Here is a 17781-nt window from a genome sequence, read left to right as displayed (position 1 = left end):
TAGCAAATAAATAGTTAAATTTTGCTGTATCGCGTGCCTGATGGTTTGATATGGATTTTTGTTATTATTTTATTTATCTCGCCCAATCGCATTTAATAAGATATTTAATTCTGCAATTGCAAAAACAGGTAATTCTCTATCTGTAAGTAAATTAATTGATTGGCTAACTATTCTAAGAGTTAATAGGTAATGGGGCGCTGTATTTATATTCAGAATAAATACATATAATGTGGAAACTACTGAACGTTGTTAATCAGTTTTCGATCAAGATTATCGAACGTTATTTACATTTTAATAGGTGAAATCAATCGGTTGTTTAATATTGATCGGTTATCTTGATCTTTTGTGTTGGTTTCATGCTATTTTGGTGATGAGTCCTGATAATTAACCTTTTTCCCTGCGGGGATTATCAGCGATAAACACCTTGAAATCTCAAGGAAATAAACTAAAAAAATAAGACACAGGGGTATTCCCGTGAATTTTCTAAAACATATCACCATCAGGATGGCGTTATTATCTATTCTTGTTATATTTTTGTTGCTTTGGGGAGGCGTCTCGACCTTTACATTATTTTCACTTAACCAATTGACGCATTCATTACATTTGAGTTCTAACCAACAAAAAAACATTAATATTATTAATCGGGGTAATGACCAATATTTTCGTGTGGTTACTCGTTTAAGTCGTGCCGCGGCATATCGTCAAAGCGGGGCAACTGCCGATGCTGATCGTGAATTGGCTTCAGCCGGTGTAGCACTAAAAAATACCCAAGAGAGTTTGGCGAAATTTAAACTGCAATCTCATGAGTCGATGGATCCATTACTGACAGATAAAACTATTCAAAGCTGGTCAACATTATTGAGTAATGGGATTGAACCGATGGCTAAAGCGGTGGCCGAGAATCGCTTCGAAGATTATAACAATTTGTTTAACAAAGATTATCCACCATTAAGCCGAGAGTTTGGCGCTACCGTCGAGAAGTACAATTCTGCGGTTGATACTGCAACAGAGGCTGCCAGTTTGCGGGTGGAGACATTAGTCGACTGGTGTCAACGGGCGCTTTTTGCTGCATTAATTGCCGGTGTTATCATTCTGTTCTTAACCGATCGCTATATCGTCAGTTATTTGGTGCGTCCGCTGGAGTCGATCAAGGTGCACTTTAAACGCTTAGCTGAAGGGCAGTTAGGCCGGCCAATGCCTGAGTTTGGCCGTAACTGCGTCGGGCAACTGATCCCTTACTTACGTGAAATGCAAAATAGTTTGGTGAATACGGTATCAACCATTCGCAACAGTACCGATGCGATTTATACCGGAGCCGGTGAAATTGCAGCAGGAAATGCGGATCTCTCTTCCCGTACCGAGCAACAAGCGGCGGCACTGGAAGAAACCGCAGCCAGTATGGAACAACTGAATGCAACGGTGAAACAGAACGCTGAAAACGCCCATCAAGCCAGTAAGTTGGCTGAGAATGCCTCTGCAACAGCGAAAAATGGCGGGCGGATTGTCAACGATGTCGTTGCCACTATGAGCAGTATTACGGAAAGCTCACGCCGTATTGCGGATATTATCGGTGTGATAAACAGTATCGCCTTCCAAACCAATATTCTGGCACTGAACGCAGCAGTTGAAGCGGCCCGGGCTGGTGAGCAGGGGCGCGGTTTTGCGGTAGTAGCAAGTGAAGTTCGTAATTTGGCCCAACGTAGTGCACAAGCGGCGAAAGAAATCGAAGGGTTGATCAGTGAATCGGTATCCCGAGTGAATATTGGCTCACAGCAAGTATCTGAAGCAGGGGAGACGATGAATAGCATCGTGCAGGCGGTGGCCAATGTAACCGACATTATGGGCGAGATTGCCTCTGCTTCTGATGAGCAAAGCCGCGGTATTGGTCAAATTGGGCAAGCTGTCGCCGAGATGGACGGCGTCACACAACAAAATGCCTCCCTGGTACAAGAGTCTGCCGCTGCGGCTGCCTCGTTAGAAGAACAGGCACGGCAACTGACAGAAGCGGTCTCTGTTTTTAATTTATCAGATAATATGCAAGCCACTCATTCTTAGTTACGCTTTGATTCAATTTAATAAATAACAATTATTGTCGTAATAAATAGTAGAGAACAGCCACCGGATTGCGCTAAGAGTCAGCGCCGTCTGGTGGTTTTCTATTACCAGTTTTAGGTATTTAGCCACAAAAACGATATAGTGAGCTAGGTTGTTATTAGCTTTCAATAATAAAAAAATTCATGTTTTAATCGGGTTAAACAATGAGAATTGCTTACTTTCGCAGCATTTTATTTTTACTGGCGATGATTATTTCATCGTCATCTTTTGCCATTAACTGCCAGCGTGCAGCGACACCGGTTGAATATACTGTATGTGGTAATGAGGATTTACACTGGCTGGATCAGACATTTAGCGATATCTATCAGTCCATGTTGGTTAAATATGATACAGAAACAGTGTATCAGCAACGACAAATATGGGAAAAATCCCTTAACAGTTGTACCAGTGATAGCTGTATTCAGCGCGCCTATTTTCAGGGCATTGCCTCCATGTCTGATATTGACAAAAAATTTGACTGGGCTGGGCAGTGGTGGAATGTCACCAAAGGGAATGACCGGGGGGGCGTTATCAAAATAACCCGGGTTGCTGAGTGGGGATTTAGTATCGATAGCCGCGCCTGGTCCGGTGAGAATACCGGTAATTTTAGAGCTGAAGCGCGTAAAATTGAAGGGTTGGCGGTTGTTGATCTTATTGAAAATACAGCAAGCTGCCGGTTATTACTGATCCCGATAAAAGATGGTTCAATTCAGGTGCACAGCAATGGCAGTTGGGGTTGCCGAATTTCGATGCCTAAAGATGTCTTTATTGACGGGCAGTATATTCGGGCTGAAAAAGATCCGCGTGAGACTCCGAGCTTACTCTCGGTCGGTATTTTTACTGATACCAACAACGATAAACTTTTCCGTGAGTTAGTCGGCGACCATTACGCCCAGTTTGTCGCCTCAGCCAACGTCTATATTTATAGCAATGACCGGGATAACCGGGAGGCAAAAGTATTATCCACCTGGGTGCGAGGTGCAGCCAATAAGCGTGCATCAATCATTATGTATAACCGTGCCGGTTTGATGTGGGCCGCGTATGTTGCGCCTGAAAAAAATGGCACGCTGCGGGTTCACTATTTTACCAATGTGCCTGAAGATAAAGATAAAAGACCCAAAACGATTGTTGAATGGCAGCAGACCTTTATGGATAACTAATTATCCCCTTTGCCTTTGAAGCGGTAGGAATTAATGAGCCTCATTCTTGAGGCTCATCTACTTTTACTCTAAGGTACCAATCACATTCAGCGCCATATCATCAGGCACTTCGTTATAAGACAACACATTCAACCCATTGCAGAATAGTCGTGCATAGCGTGCAATTAATGGCCGCAATTGCGGGGTTACCAATAAAATAGGTTGGTGATTCTCTGCTTTCATCTGCTCTTTAATGATCGGCATATTCTGCTGCAACTGGGTCAGGATATTTGGGTCGACTGGGAAGTTATCCAATACCACTTTCCCCGCTTGCTGCGCCTGATTCAACGAGCCAAGCAACATATTTTCTAATTCGTTATTAATGGTATAAACCGCCAGGTTTTTGTCATCGCCATTGATACCATTGACGATACCGGTACGTAATGCGTAACGCACATCTGAGGTGAGGAGCAGTGAATCTTTGGTGATAGTGGCACTTTCTACTAAGGTGGTGGCGATGGTGACAATATCTTTCAGCGACACATTTTCGGTTAATAGCTGACGATACACCTTCAGCAATTGGCTAAAATTCAATCCGCCAGCCAAATCTTCAGCCAAACGTGGCGACAGCGACTCAAGCCGTTGGTGTAATAGGGTTATATCATCATAATTAAACAGTTCAGATAAATGGTCACGTACCACTTTATTCACATGGGTCGCGACCACACTGGCACAATCCACCACCTGATAACCGAAGTTTAGTGCCGTGGGCTTATCTTCCGGTGCTACCCATACCACGGCCAGGCCGTAAGTCGGATCGATTGCCAGTACACCATCAACCTCGCCGTATTGTTCCGCTGTTGGAATCGCCATCAGTCTATCAATATAAACATCGCCACCGGCGACTTTGACACCATTAATATTGATGGTGTATTGGGACGGTTTTAAGCGGAAGTTTTCCCGTACTTTGACTTCCGGTAATAGAATTCCGCAGGTTTCGGAGATGATTTGCCGCACCCCTCGCAGCCGCTGAATCAGCGGTCGGCCTTTTGATTCATCGACCAGTGTGACCAGCTTATAGCCCAAATTCAGGCCGATAGGTTCAACTATCGGAATATTTTCCCAGTTGAGGTTCAGGGCATTATCTTCAGAAATGGCTTGGTCGAGGATTGTAAGATCGGGCTCAGCATCCGCTTGCTGAATTTTTTTACTTTGCTGCCAAGCGGCGAACAGGAGTAATCCGGTGAAGCTGAGAAAGGCAAGATGGGGCATCCCCGGCACAATGGCGAGTATGAACATCACGAATGCCGCAGCATACAAGATAGTCGGTTTTGCCAACAACTGATCTTTAATTTCATCAGTCATGTCACCGCCATCACTCACCCGAGTGACAATAATTGCCGCCGCGGTTGCTAATAACAGGGACGGAATTTGTGCCACCAGACCGTCACCAATGGTCAACAATACATATTGTTGAAACGACTGGCTGGCGCTGAGATCGTATTTAAAGATACCGATACAGATACCGCCGATCACGTTGATCACCAGAATCATAATACCGGCGATGGCGTCACCGCGAACAAACTTGGATGCTCCATCCATCGCACCGTAGAAGTCAGCTTCGCTGGCCACTTCTTTACGGCGCAAGCGCGCTTGCTCCTGATTGATTAACCCGGCATTAAGGTCGGCATCAATCGCCATCTGTTTACCCGGCAGTGCATCCAAGGTAAAGCGGGCCGACACTTCAGAAATTCGCTCAGCACCCTTGGTTACCACCACAAAGTTGATTGTCGGGGTGGTATCAGAAGAGGAGCGGCAAGAGATTGTGGCGCAACTGAATGGGCAAACCATCTTTTCGCAGCAATCCTTTATTTCAATTCCCTCTAAAAGCAAAAGTGGCGGCGGCAAGTTCTCTGACAGCATTGATGGTAAGGAGCAAGCGAAAGAGACCAAAAGTAATCTGGCAGTTGAGGTGCCGGAACCGGAGCAATCTCTGGAAGAGGTGGTGGATAAATCACGTAAAGAAATGGAAGAGTTATCACGCATCATTATGCAAATTACTTCTGCCTACGATGCGCAATCCAACCTGCAAATGGAAGTGGTGCCACAAGGGCTACGTATTTTGATTCAGGATGATAAGCAGCGCGATATGTTCCAGCGCAGTAGCGCTGTACTGACGCCGTTCTTCAGCCGTCTACTGGCTGAGTTGGCTCCGGCATTTAATGAGATGGACAATAAAATCATTATTACCGGCCATACCGATGCTTCCCGCTACCGTGATCAGGTGTTGTACAACAACTGGAACTTGTCTGGCGAGCGGGCCTTGATGGCGCATAAAGCGCTAGTAAAAGGCGGGCTGGATGACGGTCGGGTATTACAAATCAATGCGATGGCTGATCAGATGCTATTGGACTCAGTCGAACCTCTTGCGGCTAAAAACCGCCGTATTGAAATTATGGTCTTAACCAAAACGGCTTCAGACACCTTATATCAGTTCTTTGGCAACCACGGAGAGAATGTAGTGAAACCGGCAGCGAAAAAAGCCGGATAGTTATGTTCATCTTTTCACCGCCCAGTCTACCCTCGAACCTTCAGGACTGGGCGGTGCTTTTTAATACAATGACTTAACTTAAGTTGCCATACCTACACGCTGAGTTCAGGCGGCAAAACCTAACGTGGTGTGATAGTGACGGTATTCCCATGGGTAGCAATGGTGACACGTTGCCCCGGTTGGAATTGGGTAACGCCCTGAGCTTGAACCACCAGGAAGGTGGTACCGTTATCGCGGCGCACTTCCAGTTCAACACCACTACTGCGATTCATCATACTCTGGACTTGTTGGCCGACTACGCCACCGGCAACGGCACCTGCTGCGGTTCCGAGACGGCGACCAGTACCGCCGCCAATGGTGTTACCCAGAAAACCACCCACCACAGCCCCACCGACCGCACCCGCAACATTATTCCCATCTCCGCCCTGAATAGTGACTGGACGGACAGAAACCAAGGTTCCGTAAGTTACAGCTTGAGCCTGGCCGGCCTGAGAACTGCTAAAAGTATCGCCCGAAAGGGTATTATTATTGGCGCAACCACTGAGAGTGGCGATGGCGAGGGTTACAACAATGAATGGTTTTATCATAAAGACCCTTCCTACTTGAAGTTGCTAACTTATAACCGATTGAATATTGACCGGTAAAATAATCATAGCACGACTTATTTGCTTATTAATTGATAGATAGATAAAAAGTAGAGTTAACTCAAATTTTATAGGACGATTAGCCCCAATCAGAGGGCATGTTATCGTCTCTCTGGCCGACAATTTACCGGCGAAAGTAAAATCACGGCAGTGGAAACACATTTAACTCTGCGTTAAGTGAAATTTATAACCTAATACACCTATAACAGATTGTCCCTCTGGCAAGTATTCGCTATCACTGTCATCGCCATGATCCATTTTGTAACATTAAGATTTATCATTAAAAATGACAAAACAGTCTGTTAGAGTTCTCAAACTGAATGAAATTGATAAGAATCCGATTTTCTGGCTGATTTAACAATTCGCACTAGGAATAATGATTAAATTAATAACTAATCATCTTGTATGATTTATATCCGCAGGTCTGGTTGGTTTCATTTTTTATAAAATGTTCAGGGAAGGGCTAATGCTTAACACTTTTTAGGTAGAATAATGACCTAATGAAATGTTAAAAAAATCAGTTTTAGTTAATAATTGATACCAACATGGCGACCTAAAGATTGTTTTTCGTACAGATTTTTACCGCTGGTGGTGAGTATCGACAAGCGTCAGGCCCCGCAAGGGTTTGTCGCATTTTGACCGTATTTCAAAGTGTGTTAATTCAACGTTTTCAATGGCAAATTACATTCTGATGATCAATTAAATTCACTTAAAAAAGGTAAATGATGCATTTCATCTTTAAGTTGGATGGAATTTCCATTTCCAGTTAAATAACTAAAGTAAGTAATATATAATTAAAGTCATTACATTAATTTACTATTTTGGGTTAATGATATTGAATTCCATCTGCATCCTCCGCATTACCTCCTGACAGATTTTTTATTTTCTGGCAAATGAAATGTTTTGCTGAAACGGTTTTAGTTCACAGATATTTACCCCTTTCAGACTCAATCAATTATCCATTGATAAAGATCAACTTAATTATATTTGCAGAGTTACAAACTATTAACAGAATATCCTTCATCTTTTTTCAAAGTGCAGGTGTGTTGGCTGCTCTCACTTACTCTAATCACTTACTTATGTAAGTTCATCGGGGTTCTTTCGTTTGCGGCCGCCCAGCATTTCGAAATCTATTGGATATAAGACCATGCTTTTTATAGGGATATACCCATCATTAGTATCGGGTATGTGAACAATATAATAATAATGACAGGGGAAAAAACATGCTTTCCCAGCATGGCGTTAACCGTCGTGATTTTATGAAGCTTTGTGCAGCGCTGGCTGCCACCATGGGGCTCAGCAGTAAGGCTGCCGCAGAAATTGCCAATATGGTCGGTTCACCACAACGGCCGCCGGTCATCTGGATTGGTGCTCAGGAGTGCACCGGCTGTACCGAGTCACTGTTGCGCTCAACGCATCCCACCCTGGAGAATTTGCTGCTCAGTGTTATATCAATGGAGTATCACGAAGTGCTGTCAGCAGCATTTGGTGAGCAGGCGGAAGAGAATAAGCACCGCGCTATTGAACAGCATAAAGGGAAGTACATACTGGTGGTGGATGGTTCTATCCCACTGAAAGATGGTGGGATTTACTGCATGGTGGCGGGCAAACCTATTGTCGAGCATATTCGCGAAGCGGCGGAACATGCGGCAGCTATTATTGCCATTGGCTCCTGTTCTGCCTGGGGGGGCGTGCCAGCCACTGGTGGCAACCCAACCGGCGCGGTCAGTTTGCAAGCGGCGCTACCGGGGAAAACCGTGATTAATATTCCCGGCTGCCCGCCGAATCCGCATAACTTCCTGGCAACCGTCGCTCATATCATTACCTTTGGGCGGCCGCCGGCGTTGGATGCCAAGAACCGTCCTACCTTTGCCTATGGCCGTCTGATCCATGAAAACTGCGAGCGTCGCCCGCACTTTGATGCCGGTCGTTTTGCCCGTCAGTTTGGTGATGAAGGGCATCGTCAGGGCTGGTGCCTCTATCACCTTGGTTGCAAGGGGCCGGAGACCTACGGTAACTGTCCAACCCTAGAGTTCTGCGATGTTGGTGGTGGCATCTGGCCGGTCGGCATCGGTCATCCGTGCTACGGCTGTAACGAAGAGGGGATTGGTTTTACCAAAAGCATTGCTCAATTAGCCAATGTCGAAAACCCAACACCACGCGCTGAAAAACCACAGATCCATAATGTGGAAGGTGGCAAGGTTTCTACCACCGCCACCGCGTTGCTGGGTGGGGTGGTGGGATTGGTTGCCGGTGTCAGCCTGATGACGGTGCGTGAGCTGGGGCGGCAACAGAAGCAGCGCCGTAAAGATGACGATCACTCATCGCGGGAGGAATAGCCGTGAACCGACGTCACTTTTTCAAATTAGCCTCGGGCGGTGTCTTGCTGGCGGGACTTTCCCCCAGCAGTAAAGCTGAGGTCCAAAACCGACCACCGATCCCCGGTGCGCTTGGCATGTTGTATGACTCGACGTTATGCGTCGGTTGTCAGGCGTGTGTCAGTAAATGCCAACAGATTAATCACAGCGAGTTTGCCGCGCACGGTGAAACCTACGCCGGTGGTGATGCTATCTGGTCAAATAACGACAAACTTAGCCCCTATACCAACAACATTATTCAGGTGTGGACCAGTGGTGCAGGTATCCATAAAGATCAGTTGGAAGATGGTTACGCCTATATCAAAAAGCAGTGTATGCATTGCGTTGATCCCAACTGTGTTTCCGTCTGCCCGGTCAGCGCACTGCGCAAAGATGCCAAAACCGGCATCGTTCACTATGACCCGGATATCTGTACCGGCTGTCGCTACTGCATGGTTGGCTGCCCGTTCAATGTGCCGAAATACGATTACGATAATCCCTTTGGCAAGATCCATAAATGTGAGTTGTGTAATCAGAAAGGGGTGGAGCGGCTCGACAAAGGCGGTTTGCCTGGTTGTGTTGAGGTGTGTCCGACCGGGGCGGTGATATTTGGTACCCGTGAAGCGTTGCTGTCAGAAGCCAAACGGCGGCTGACGTTAACACCGGGTGAGAACTATCGTTTCCCACGTCAGACACTCAGTGCCAACGACACATACGAGCATCCGGTTGCCCATTATGATCCGCACGTATACGGCGAAAAAGAGGGCGGTGGTACGCAGGTGTTGGTACTGGCGGGTATTCCGACCGAGAAACTTGATTTGCCACCGTTGGCAGAACTGGCAACCGGTGCGCGTTCGGAGCATGTTCAGCACACCCTGTACAAAGGCATGATCCTGCCGCTGGCGGTACTGGCCGGTGTGACGGCGCTGGTGCATCGCAATACCCGCGATGAGCGCAAAGACAGTGATGCCGACACGCACGATAAAAAGGACGGTCCAGATGACGATGCATAAATCCAGTCCATTGGGTGGGCGGCTGGTCAGTTGGCCGGTGATGCTGCTAGCGCCTTTTGTTGTGTTATGCGCGCTGCTGATAGTTAAACGTTTGGTGCTCGGGCTGGGTTCAGTCAGTGATTTGAACGGCGGCTTCCCGTGGGGGATCTGGATCGCTTTCGACTTATTGGTGGGAACCGGTTTGGCCTGTGGCGGCTGGGCGTTGGCCTGGGCGGTTTATGTCTTTAACCGGGGCGAATATCACCCGCTGGTACGCCCGGCGCTGTTAGCCAGTTTATTTGGCTATGCGCTGGGGGGATTGTCGATCACCATTGATGTTGGCCGCTATTGGAACCTGCCTTACTTCTTTATCCCCGGTTACTTTAACGTCAATTCGGTATTATTCGAAACCGCCGTCTGTATGACCATTTATATCGGTGTAATGGCGCTGGAGTTTGCCCCCGCACTGTTTGAACGCCTCGGTTGGAAGGTTTCGCTCAAGCGGCTGAACAAAGTGATGTTTTTCGTCATTGCATTGGGTGCGCTGCTGCCGACTATGCATCAGTCCTCAATGGGTTCATTGATGATTGCCGCAGGTGCGAAGATTCATCCGCTGTGGCAAAGCTATGAAATGTTACCGCTATTTTCATTGCTCACCGCCGCCATTCTGGGCTTCTCTATTGTCATCTTTGAAGGCTCTTTGGTGCAGGCCGGGCTGCGTGGGCGAGGTGCCAATGAAGCACCGCTGTTTACCCGGCTGACCACCATTATCGACCTATTCCTGCTGCTATTTGTCTTGCTGCGCTTGGGTGAAGTGGTAGTGCGGCACAAAATAGATTATCTGCTGCATTTCGACCGCTACGCTATCGCCTTTTGGGCTGAAATCGGACTGATGACTTTGCCGCTCATCATCTTCCGTATCCGGCGGGCCAGAGAAGATAGCCGCTTACTGTTTATCGGCGCGCTGTGCATGATTGCGGGCGCGGCGCTATGGCGGCTCAACTACTCGCTACTGGCCTTTAACCCCGGCGGTGGCTACAACTACTTCCCAACCACCAGTGAAATCCTGATCTCAATTGGCTTCGTCGCCATTGAGGTCTGCGCCTACATTTTATTGATTCGGCTATTGCCGGTGCTGCCTGCTCACGGGCAATTACATAAGAATAATCAGACAGAGGTAAAGCATGAGCCAACGCATCACCATTGATCCCGTCACCCGCATTGAGGGACACCTGCGGATCGACTGCGAAATTGAGGACGGCAAGGTCATTAAAGCCTGGTCCTCCGGCACCATGTGGCGTGGCATGGAAGAGATTTTACAAGGCAATGATCCCCGCGATGCCTGGATGATTGTGCAGCGTATTTGTGGCGTATGTACCACCATCCACGCTATCGCCTCGGTGCGCGCCGTGGAAAATGCATTGGGGATGGAAGTCCCAGTCAATGCGCAACATATCCGCAATTTGATTCTGGCCGCGCATAGCATCCATGACCATATCGTGCACTTCTACCAACTGTCGGCACTGGATTGGGTGGATGTCACCTCAGCGCTGCAAGCCTCGCCACAGAAGGCGGCCGCCATGTTGAGTGGCTTATCGAGCTGGCCACTGAACAGCGCGGAAGAGTTCAGCCGTGTACAGCAGAAAATCAAAGACCTGGTGGCCAGTGGGCAGTTAGGTATTTTTGCCAACGGCTACTGGGGCCATCCGGCAATGGCGTTGCCACCAGAAGTGAACCTGATTGCGGTAGCGCACTATTTGCAAGCACTGGAGTGCCAGCGCGATGCCAACCGCATTGTGGCGGTATTGGGGGGCAAAACACCGCACATTCAGAATCTGGCTGTAGGGGGCGTTGCCAATCCAATCAATCTGGATATGCCAAGTGTGCTTAATCTGGAGCGCTTGATGTTGGTGAAATCCTTCATCGACCGACTGGGCAGTTTTATCGAGCAAGTTTATAAAGTGGACACGGCGGTGATCGCTGCCCACTATCCAGGTTGGCTCAATCTGGGTAAAGGGGCGGATTACTATCTCAGCGTGCCGGAGCTACCGACCGATCGCAAAGGGGAGACTTTCCTGCTGCCGGGCGGCTATCTGGATAAGGGTACTTTCCGGCCGATTGCCAACCATAACGATCCTTATCTGATCAAAGGGATTGCCGAGAGCGGCAAACATGCCTGGTATCAAGATGACGAGCCGCTGGCACCGTGGGAGGGCAAAACCAACCCGAACTACACCGGCTGGCAGGAAGAGGGCAAATACTCGTGGGTAAAAGCGCCAACTTTCTACGGCAAAACGGTAGAAGTTGGGCCGCTGGCATGGTTGATGTGCGGTCTGGCGGCTGACCACGCGCCGACTAAACAGCATTTCAGCGATATTGGCGCGGCCTATCAGAAATTGAGCGGGCAGGCTATCACGCAAGATCAACTGCCATCGACGCTGGGTCGCATCATTGGCCGCGCAGTGCATTGTTGCGTGCTGCATGAAACGCTGGCTCAGCAATGGACGGCGCTGGTGGCCAATATCGGTACCGGCGACGTAGAAACCTTTATCAAACCGAATATTCCGTTAACTGGCGAAATCCGCGGTGTTGGCTTTGAAGAAGCGCCACGCGGCATGTTGTCGCACTGGGTGGTCATCAAAGACGGCAAAATCGCCAACTATCAGGCGGTGGTGCCCTCCACCTGGAACGCCGGCCCGCGTAACTACAATGACGAACCCGGGCCATACGAACAAGCGCTGGTGGGTACACCGGTTGCTGATCCGGCCAAACCGCTCGAAGTGGTGCGGACCATTCACTCATTCGACCCGTGTATGTCTTGTGCCGTACATATTGTTGATACAACGGGCAACGAAGTGACCAAAGTCAAGGTGCTGTGATGGGGATTTTGGTATTAGGTATAGGTAACTTATTACTCAGCGATGAAGCGGTGGGGGTACGTCTGGTTGAAGCATTGGAACAACGCTTTGAGATACCCCCAGGTGTTGAGGTGTTGGACGGCGGTACCGCCGGTTTAGAGCTGATGGAAGCGATGGCAAACCGCGAACATTTGATTGTTGCTGATGCGGTATTCACCGGCCAGCCTCCGGGCAGTGTCGCGGTGCTGCATGATAAAGAGATACCGGCTATGTTCAGCCGCAAAGTCTCGCCCCACCAGTTGGGGCTATGCGATGTGTTGATGGCACTGCAACTGACCGGTGAATCCCCGCGCCAACTGACATTGGTGGGCGTGGTGCCAGAATCTCTGGCGCCAGGAATTGGCCTGACACCGACGGTGATACAGGCGATGGAGCCAGCATTGGAGCAGATTCTGGCCGCATTGCGCTTAAGCGGAATTACGCTCAACGCGCGGGAGCAAGACCATGTCTGACTTCCTTGATGACGCTGGCATTATCGGGCTGACGCAAAACCCGGCTCCTTTACTGGAGCAGGTTTTCAGCCAGATTGCCGCGGATGAGATGCGCGGCTTGCCATTCTACCGTGACCACATACCGCTACGCGCCTGTGGCTTTCAGTTATTTGAGCAGCAATGGGTGGGCGCGTTATTAACCCCGTGGATGCTGAGTTTAGTGGTATTACCGGGGCCGCAGCAAAGCTGGCCGCGTCGGGTGGTGGGTGAGCGCTTGATGCTGGCACTGCCATGCGGCACCATCAGTTTTACGCTCGGCGAAATAGCCGGTTGCGGCCAGTACCTGAGCCGCTCGCTGATGTCGCCATTGGACACTACGCTGCAAGCGGAACAGGCGCTGCTGCTGGCAGAACAGAGCGCTCGCATGGTGCTTTCACTGCCCATTAGCAATGCTGATGCACCGGCTAATCCACGGCGGCGGGCGTTGTTTAGTCAAATGACGAATCAGCATGCATGAAATCAGTTTATGCCTCAGTACGCTGGAGCTGATTGAAACACAGGCCAGGCTTAACGGGGCCAAACGAATAACGGCGGTATGGCTGGAGATTGGTGCGCTCTCTTGTATTGAGGAGAGCGCATTGCGTTTTAGTTTTGACGCGGCCAGCCGTGAGACATTGGCAGCTAATTGCCACTTGCATATCAATTACTTACCCGCACAAGCCTGGTGTTGGGAGTGTAGCGCCAGTGTTCAGATTGAACGGCACGATGCCGGGTGCCCGCATTGTGGCAGCCATGCTCTGCAAGTGGAGAGTGGTGACAGTTTGCAGGTAAAACAGATAGAAGTGGAATAATCCTGAAGGAGTGAATTCCTATGTGCACGACTTGTGGTTGCGCCAGCGGCGAAACAAAGATCGAAGGCGACGACAGTCACCATCATGACCACGACCATCATGATGATGGTCACGGCCACCATCATCACGATGGCCACCACCATGATGATCACCATCATGACCACCCCAACGATGCCCAGCCGCAAAAAACTCAGCATAAACATAAATATGTTGCCAAAGGCACGCAGCCGGTCATTGTCCATCATCACTATTATTACCATCAGGGCGATGTTCATCATCACTACCACGGTAAAACGCCTGAACCGGTAGCGATACCGGAATCAGCTCAGCCGGAAGCTGAAACCTTTGCGCCACAAGTGCATGCCGATCAACAAGGGCTGCATTACGGACAGGGCGAGGCTGGCAGCCATGCACCGGGCATGGGTCAGCGCCGCTTGCTGCAAATCGAGCAAGACGTGCTGAGCAAAAATAACCAGTTAGCTCACCATAATCGTGAGCATTTTGTCGAACAACATATTCTGGCGCTGAATTTGGTTTCCAGCCCCGGTTCTGGCAAAACCACGCTACTGACCTCGACCTTGCAACTGCTGGCCGGGCAAGTGCCTTGCGCGGTAATTGAAGGTGATCAGCAAACCACCCATGATGCCGAACGTATTCGCGCCACAGGCGTACCCGCGATTCAGGTCAATACCGGTAAAGGCTGCCATCTGGATGCGCAGATGGTGCACGATGCGGCACACCGTTTAGCTCTGGCTGATGATAGCCTGCTGTTTATTGAAAACGTCGGCAACTTGGTGTGTCCGGCTAGCTTTGATCTGGGCGAACGCCATAAAGTGGCGGTATTGTCAGTTACTGAAGGCGAAGATAAGCCGCTGAAATACCCCCATATGTTTGCAGCTTCCACCCTGATGATTATCAATAAAATCGATCTGCTGCCCTATCTGGATTTTGATATTGAACAGTGCATTGCCTATGCCCGTCAGGTGAATCCTGATATTCAGGTGATTGCGCTGTCTGCCAGTAGCGGAGAGGGGATGGATTTGTGGCTGGAATGGCTGGAGACACAGCGATGTGCATAGGCGTTCCCGGCAAAATTGTGGCGGTGGGTGAAGACATTCACCAACTGGCATGGGTGGAAGTGAGCGGAGTGAAGCGTGAAATCAATATCGCACTGGTATGCGACGATACCCCAGCGGCATTGCTAGGTCAGTGGGTGTTGGTGCATGTTGGGTTTGCCATGAGCCTGCTTGACGAAGAAGAGGCACAACAGACACTGGCCGCGCTGGAACATATGCAGGCAGTTGGGCTGGATTGGGATGCCAGCGCCGCAAGCGAGGCACGCGATGCGTTACGTTGATGAGTTTCGTGATCCCGCATTAGTGAGCGCATTATTGCAACGGATCGAACAGTTATTGCCGCAGATCGCGGATCAACAGCGCTTGCCACTACAAATTATGGAAGTCTGCGGTGGGCACACTCATGCGATCTTCAAATTCGGCCTTGATCAACTGCTGCCTGAGGGGTTGGAGTTTGTCCATGGACCGGGCTGCCCGGTGTGTGTGTTGCCGATGGGCCGCATTGATAGCTGTTTGGAAATCGCCACGCATCCTGAGGTGATTTTTTGCACTTACGGTGATGCGATGCGTGTGCCAGGGCGCAATGGTTCGATGCTGGATGCCAAACGGCGCGGCGCGGATATTCGCGTGGTCTATTCGCCGTTGGATGCACTGACGCTGGCACAGCATAATCCTGATCGCCAAGTGGTGTTTTTTGGCCTCGGCTTTGAAACCACCATGCCTGCCAGTGCCTTAACCCTGCAACAAGCCAAACGGCTCGGGTTGACCAATTTCACTGTGTTCTGCCAGCACATCACCATCATTCCTACCTTGCGTAGCTTGCTGCAACAACCGGATGTGCGTATCGACGCTTTTCTGGCTCCCGGTCATGTCAGTATGGTGATTGGCACCACGCCCTATGGCTTTATTTGCGACCAATTCCACAAGCCATTGGTGGTTACCGGTTTTGAGCCGCTGGATATCTTGCAGGGGCTAGTAATGCTGCTTGAACAGATGGTCAGCGGGCGTTGTGTGGTAGAGAACCAGTATCGGCGTATCGTGCCGGACAGCGGCAACTTACTGGCACAACAGGCAATGACAGAGGTTTTTGTTGCTAAAGCCAGCAGCGAATGGCGTGGTTTGGGGGAAATCGCGGATTCCGGCGTACAACTCAGCCCTGACTATACCGAATTTGATGCCGAATTACGTTTCAAACCACAGCAGCAGCAGGTGGCAGACTCTCCACGATCTCGCTGTGGTGATGTGCTGACTGGGCGTTGCAAGCCTGATCAATGCTCACTGTTCGGCGGTGAGTGTACGCCAGACAATGCCTTTGGCGCGCTGATGGTGTCATCCGAAGGGGCCTGCGCCGCTTATTATCAGTATCGATAACCCTTGGTACTTGAAGCTGCTGAGGGGAGCTGCGTTCGCTTGCAGCGCCTACCTGCAACTCCAATGACTTTGGGTTATTAATAAGGTCACAACTAAATGAATAAGAAAGAGATTACTCTGGCCCACGGCAGCGGTGGCCGGGCAATGCAGAGCTTGATCGAATCACTGTTTCTGGCGGAGTTTTCCAATCCGGCGCTGAATGAACGGGAAGATCAGGCGCGTATCGCGCTGACGGATCTAACCGTACAGGGCGATCGGCTGGCGGTATCCACCGACAGCTATGTCATTGATCCGATCTTTTTCCCCGGCGGCGATATCGGCAAGTTGGCCGTGTGCGGCACAGCAAATGATGTGGCGGTCAGTGGCGCAACGCCACGCTATCTCTCCTGCGGTTTTATTCTGGAAGAAGGTTTGCCGATGGATGTTCTCACGCGCATTGTGCAATCAATGGCGGCTACCGCGCGGCAGGCGGGGATTCAGATAGTTACAGGTGATACCAAAGTCGTGCAGCGTGGCGCGGCGGATAAGATCTTTATCAATACCACCGGCATAGGCGTGATCCCCGCAGATATCCATTGGGGAACCGCGATGATCCGTGCTGGTGATCGGATCGTTGTCAGTGGCACTTTAGGTGATCATGGCGCGACCATTCTGAACCTGCGTGAAGGGCTGGGGCTGGAAGCAGAGCTGGTGAGCGATTGTGCACTATTGGCACCGTTGATCGCTCCGCTGCGATCTATTCCCGGAGTGCGGGCGTTACGTGATGCTACCCGTGGCGGCGTGACGGCGATCCTACATGAATTTGCGGCCGCCAGCGGTTGCGGCATGGAGATCAACGAATCAGATCTCCCCCTGAAACCGGCGGTGCGGGGTATTTGCGAATTGCTGGGGCTGGATGCACTCAACTTTGCCAACGAAGGTAAGCTGGTGCTGGTGGTGTCACCAGAGGCACAAGAAGTGGTATTAACAGCGCTCCATAACCATCCACTCGGCCAGGATGCCGCCGTTATCGGGCAGGTGACTGAGAATAAACAAGTGCGCTTATGCGGTGCGTATGGTGTTTCGCGTAGATTGGATTTGCCTCTGGATGAGCCATTGCCCCGTATTTGCTGATCCCATTCGTCCTTGAAGCCGCAGGGGTGTTAGCTGCGTTCGCTCACCCGAATCACTGACTGATGTCAGCTCATCGGGATTTGCTTACTTGCTGCCTACCTGTAACTCCAATGACTTTTGGGAACCCATTCGCACTTGAAGTGACAGGCGATTAACTATTTGATAAGTGGGGAAATGTGCCGAATGGGTCGTAACGGCGTGAGCCGTCGAAGCGCCCATCGGTGCAGTCGCCCCGCAATCTCCG

14 protein-coding genes and 2 pseudogenes are annotated in these 17781 nt (G+C 49.9%); 14 read left to right on the top strand and 2 right to left on the bottom strand.

Annotated features, from left to right (window positions below; genetic code table 11):
* The first annotated feature begins 474 nt into the window (after positions 1–474).
* Together Q2T72_RS18705 and Q2T72_RS18700 are read left to right on the top strand one after the other, a co-directional pair.
* Positions 475–2055: a methyl-accepting chemotaxis protein gene (locus Q2T72_RS18705; RefSeq protein WP_372569654.1), complete on the top strand. Its 1581-nt coding sequence runs from the start codon at positions 475–477 to the stop codon at positions 2053–2055.
* Positions 2056–2258: 203 nt separating this feature from the next.
* Complete coding sequence (locus tag Q2T72_RS18700; protein ID WP_372569652.1) at positions 2259–3254, top strand: lysozyme inhibitor LprI family protein; 996 nt, start codon at positions 2259–2261, stop codon at positions 3252–3254.
* 63 nt (positions 3255–3317) lie between these two features.
* Here Q2T72_RS18700 and Q2T72_RS18695 read toward each other — a convergent pair.
* Positions 3318–5021: pseudogene (locus Q2T72_RS18695) on the bottom strand (flagellar biosynthesis protein FlhA); the annotation flags it as partial.
* On the opposite strand from Q2T72_RS18695, the gene lafU reads away from it, so the two are divergent.
* Positions 4984–5784 (top strand): putative lateral flagellar export/assembly protein LafU, encoded by an 801-nt coding sequence (gene lafU / locus Q2T72_RS18690; protein ID WP_372569917.1) that lies wholly within the window; start codon positions 4984–4986, stop codon positions 5782–5784. The pseudogene Q2T72_RS18695 and the gene lafU sit on opposite strands and share 38 nt — an antisense overlap.
* Positions 5785–5903: 119 nt before the next feature.
* Here lafU and Q2T72_RS18685 read toward each other — a convergent pair whose 3' ends face one another.
* Positions 5904–6371, bottom strand: a complete 468-nt coding sequence (locus tag Q2T72_RS18685; RefSeq protein ID WP_083162455.1) for a glycine zipper 2TM domain-containing protein — start codon at positions 6369–6371, stop codon at positions 5904–5906.
* 1263 nt (positions 6372–7634) lie between these two features.
* Between Q2T72_RS18685 and hybO the strand changes: the two are divergent.
* The 11 genes and pseudogenes from hybO (at position 7635) to hypE (ending at position 17537) form a co-directional block, all read left to right on the top strand.
* A pseudogene (gene hybO / locus Q2T72_RS18680) lies at positions 7635–8767 on the top strand (hydrogenase 2 small subunit).
* Positions 8768–8769: 2 nt separating this feature from the next.
* Positions 8770–9798: a hydrogenase 2 operon protein HybA gene (hybA, locus tag Q2T72_RS18675; protein ID WP_050086541.1), complete on the top strand. Its 1029-nt coding sequence runs from the start codon at positions 8770–8772 to the stop codon at positions 9796–9798.
* Positions 9785–10984 carry a Ni/Fe-hydrogenase cytochrome b subunit gene (gene hybB, locus Q2T72_RS18670; RefSeq protein WP_372569651.1) on the top strand — a complete coding sequence of 400 codons (1200 nt, stop codon included), beginning with the start codon at positions 9785–9787 and terminating at the stop codon, positions 10982–10984. The genes hybA and hybB overlap by 14 nt, the downstream gene beginning before the upstream one ends.
* Positions 10962–12656, top strand: a complete 1695-nt coding sequence (hybC, locus tag Q2T72_RS18665) for a hydrogenase 2 large subunit (protein ID WP_372569650.1) — start codon at positions 10962–10964, stop codon at positions 12654–12656. Before hybB ends, hybC begins: the two co-directional genes overlap by 23 nt.
* Positions 12656–13147, top strand: coding sequence for a HyaD/HybD family hydrogenase maturation endopeptidase (locus Q2T72_RS18660; protein WP_372569649.1), 492 nt, complete (start codon positions 12656–12658; stop codon positions 13145–13147). The genes hybC and Q2T72_RS18660 overlap by 1 nt, the downstream gene beginning before the upstream one ends.
* Positions 13140–13643: a hydrogenase-2 assembly chaperone gene (hybE, locus tag Q2T72_RS18655; RefSeq protein ID WP_372569648.1), complete on the top strand. Its 504-nt coding sequence runs from the start codon at positions 13140–13142 to the stop codon at positions 13641–13643. The genes Q2T72_RS18660 and hybE overlap by 8 nt, the downstream gene beginning before the upstream one ends.
* A complete protein-coding gene (gene hypA / locus Q2T72_RS18650) occupies positions 13636–13977 on the top strand; it encodes a hydrogenase maturation nickel metallochaperone HypA (protein WP_372569646.1) in 342 nt (113 codons plus the stop codon). Before hybE ends, hypA begins: the two co-directional genes overlap by 8 nt.
* A 20-nt stretch (positions 13978–13997) precedes the next feature.
* Positions 13998–15056, top strand: a complete 1059-nt coding sequence (gene hypB / locus Q2T72_RS18645) for a hydrogenase nickel incorporation protein HypB (protein WP_372569645.1) — start codon at positions 13998–14000, stop codon at positions 15054–15056.
* Complete coding sequence (gene hybG / locus Q2T72_RS18640; RefSeq protein ID WP_083162471.1) at positions 15047–15334, top strand: hydrogenase maturation factor HybG; 288 nt, start codon at positions 15047–15049, stop codon at positions 15332–15334. The genes hypB and hybG overlap by 10 nt, the downstream gene beginning before the upstream one ends.
* The gene (gene hypD / locus Q2T72_RS18635) at positions 15321–16424 is read left to right on the top strand and encodes a hydrogenase formation protein HypD (RefSeq protein ID WP_083162473.1); all 1104 of its coding nucleotides are present in this window, start codon (positions 15321–15323) and stop codon (positions 16422–16424) included. Before hybG ends, hypD begins: the two co-directional genes overlap by 14 nt.
* A gap of 96 nt (positions 16425–16520) precedes the next feature.
* A complete protein-coding gene (gene hypE / locus Q2T72_RS18630) occupies positions 16521–17537 on the top strand; it encodes a hydrogenase expression/formation protein HypE (RefSeq protein ID WP_372569644.1) in 1017 nt (338 codons plus the stop codon).
* Positions 17538–17781 lie beyond the last annotated feature (244 nt).

The organism is Yersinia sp. 2466 StPb PI (assembly GCF_041538325.1).
Classification (GTDB): domain Bacteria; phylum Pseudomonadota; class Gammaproteobacteria; order Enterobacterales; family Enterobacteriaceae; genus Yersinia; species Yersinia enterocolitica_E.
Note: the sequence above shows the minus strand (reverse complement) of the source record. Positions and strands in the feature narration are given on the sequence as shown.

What these genes read in the sequence shown, in the direction of transcription:
- hypD (WP_083162473.1), top strand. Translation starts at nt 15,321, where the DNA reads ATGCGTTACGTTGATGAGTTTCGTGATCCCGCATTAGTGAGCGCATTA.
- hypB (WP_372569645.1), top strand. Translation starts at nt 13,998, where the DNA reads ATGTGCACGACTTGTGGTTGCGCCAGCGGCGAAACAAAGATCGAAGGC.
- hybG (WP_083162471.1), top strand. Translation starts at nt 15,047, where the DNA reads ATGTGCATAGGCGTTCCCGGCAAAATTGTGGCGGTGGGTGAAGACATT.
- hybE (WP_372569648.1), top strand. Translation starts at nt 13,140, where the DNA reads ATGTCTGACTTCCTTGATGACGCTGGCATTATCGGGCTGACGCAAAAC.
- hybB (WP_372569651.1), top strand. Translation starts at nt 9,785, where the DNA reads ATGACGATGCATAAATCCAGTCCATTGGGTGGGCGGCTGGTCAGTTGG.
- hybC (WP_372569650.1), top strand. Translation starts at nt 10,962, where the DNA reads ATGAGCCAACGCATCACCATTGATCCCGTCACCCGCATTGAGGGACAC.
- Q2T72_RS18660 (WP_372569649.1), top strand. Translation starts at nt 12,656, where the DNA reads ATGGGGATTTTGGTATTAGGTATAGGTAACTTATTACTCAGCGATGAA.
- Q2T72_RS18685 (WP_083162455.1), bottom strand. Translation starts at nt 6,371, where the DNA reads ATGATAAAACCATTCATTGTTGTAACCCTCGCCATCGCCACTCTCAGT.
- Q2T72_RS18700 (WP_372569652.1), top strand. Translation starts at nt 2,259, where the DNA reads ATGAGAATTGCTTACTTTCGCAGCATTTTATTTTTACTGGCGATGATT.
- hypA (WP_372569646.1), top strand. Translation starts at nt 13,636, where the DNA reads ATGCATGAAATCAGTTTATGCCTCAGTACGCTGGAGCTGATTGAAACA.
- hypE (WP_372569644.1), top strand. Translation starts at nt 16,521, where the DNA reads ATGAATAAGAAAGAGATTACTCTGGCCCACGGCAGCGGTGGCCGGGCA.